Below are 2,261 nucleotides of genomic sequence, written 5' to 3'. Positions count from 1 at the left end.
TGGATTTGAAAAAGTGTATATACCATTTGTAGCAGGTTGTGATACTGGCAGACCAACTGCTGCTCCTGTAAGTTTGTTTCTTAGTGTGAATACATAAGTATTCTCTGAGGTGTTTGGCTCATTTGGTAGTTTGGCTGTTATGGTATAAAAAGTTGAGCTTAGGACTGGACTAGCTTCTAAGACACACTGAAAAGACAATGTAGTAACCTGAAGTGGACTTCTTGGGCTTACCGCCCAAACAGGTGCTGCTCCACTGTTTGAAATATCACAATTGGCATTGATGTATATAGTGTAACTGGTACTGGGTTTTAATCCTAGCACAGTGTAGTATTGCACACTACTTGCAGAAGTAGGTGTAATATTAAGAGCAGCACCTTTTACAGCGGTGTTGTTGGTTTCCTCCCATCGTATATCGTATTTTACTTTGGCAGGATCTCCGTTGTGTTGCCACTCTACTTTTATGGAGTTTATAGCAATAGAGTTCTTTTTGTAACCAAGTACAACTCCGCAACCTGGTACAGGTTTTGGTGTTTTTTTGATTTTCTTTTTGCGCGGATCATCGCCGTCATGTTTTGGCTTGTTGGTGCTTAACATGGATGCAACATCGTTAGTACCTGCAATGATGAGGTCTTGTGCATTTAACGCGAAAGGGAACAAGAATGCCAATAGGGCAATCAAGATAGTGTTTTTGCGTAAGGTGTTCATGTGTAAAATGTTGTTTTGGTAAAAAAAATTGTTTTCCTGCTCACATTGATGCTACTCAATGTAAGTGTGTACTTTTTATTCTAAATAATTTTGTTGCGCTCGCCTCGGGAGGTAGGTTACGCGGTTTGGGTTTTTGGGTGGTTTATTTCTCTATTTCTTCAATAATTAATGCGTTGCTAAAGTGCAATTACCAGTATAACATATTTTGTGAACGAGTATAGTAAACATCTGTTTCTCTATCTAACCATATATTACCACCCCAGCCTTTCCATTTACTGTCTTTTTTACTAAACTCTATTTTTTTAGTTTTAAACTCATATTCGTCCAATAATTCAAAGTTATCTCTTGAATATACCATGTATCTAAGATTACTCTTGTCATTAGCTTTATAGCTTGTTATAAATAGATTATCTAAATATTTCGTCAGAAAATTGCCTTTTATTTCCTTTTTCCAAAGTAATTTCTCTTTCATTATATCAATTGCCATAAGTTCTGTATTGCCCAAACCCGAAGGTATAAATTTATCGTTGTTCCTCATATTGCTGCGTAAATAGACGATGTTATCTTCGACATAAACGATGCTCCATTCATCCAACGTCTTGTCTTTACCAAGAAGAAATGACTTTAATATATTCCCTTTTTGTTTATCTAACAAAATTAATTTTTCAGCATTGACCCCAACAAAATAATTTTTATACCCATAAAAATAAGTGTATTGAGTGCCTATAAATTGCCACTTTTTTTTACCCTTGTTATCATAAGCATAAAAATGACGGTGCCCCGAAGTGTCTTCAGTATAATTAATCAAATTAATATCTTTATTGATAGGGTGTACAAATCCAGAACCCGAAGACCTACTTCGTAGAATAGGTGGTTCAATACAAAATTTTGTTCTCCAATCTACAATACCTGCTCGATATGGTGTTCCTGTAACAAATAGATTACAGCCTGTCCTGACAATAGAGCCCGCATCAGTAGCTGTGCCACAAGGATCTATATTAACAATATCTGTCTTTCCTGTATGAATATCACAATATCTTATACTGAAACAGCCCCAACTTTCCGCCAAGTATAAAGTATCTCTATAATAATCTAAAAGTACATGTTGAAAACCTTCTTCAAAATAAAATATCCCTTTTAGTTTTTTATTTTTAACATCAACAACTCCAACATAAGTCCTAATATCTTGAATAACATTTTTAGACTTATTAATATGATTTAATTCCATGATACAAATTCCATTGCGAATAGGGCAGATATGATCTCCTAATATAGAAAATGTATCTCCGAGCATTAAACTCAAATCAATACTATCCTTAGCATATTTCTTTAATATTTCTGGCATAGAAGTTTCTATTTCAAGAGGAGGCATAATATTAGACTTTTGAAAAGCCCTATTGACGCATATATATACAGAAAAGATAAATCCAATTCCCAAAAATACGTACATTGTTTTTTTTATCATTGTTTAAATTTTTTATTATTCAAATCGCATTGTTTTGTAATATTTCATTATTTGATCATAACTGTACTCGACAGCTTCTTTCGCTTCGGCA

2 protein-coding genes are annotated in these 2,261 nt (G+C 34.1%); both read right to left on the bottom strand.

Annotated features, from left to right (window positions below; genetic code table 11):
• On the bottom strand, positions 1–705 hold a 705-nt coding region (locus ACH2CG_RS04530), incomplete at its 3' end, for a fibronectin type III domain-containing protein (protein WP_395062640.1).
• 187 nt (positions 706–892) lie between these two features.
• The gene (locus ACH2CG_RS04525; protein ID WP_395062638.1) at positions 893–2,170 is read right to left on the bottom strand and encodes a hypothetical protein; all 1,278 of its coding nucleotides are present in this window, start codon (positions 2,168–2,170) and stop codon (positions 893–895) included.
• Positions 2,171–2,261: the final 91 nt, after the last annotated feature.

Source organism: Flavobacterium sp. (genome assembly GCF_043778725.1).
GTDB lineage: Bacteria > Bacteroidota > Bacteroidia > Flavobacteriales > Flavobacteriaceae > Flavobacterium.
Note: the sequence above shows the minus strand (reverse complement) of the source record. Positions and strands in the feature narration are given on the sequence as shown.

Excerpts from the sequence above, each read along its gene's own strand:
- ACH2CG_RS04525 (WP_395062638.1), bottom strand. The coding sequence starts at position 2,170 with ATGATAAAAAAAACAATGTACGTATTTTTGGGAATTGGATTTATCTTT.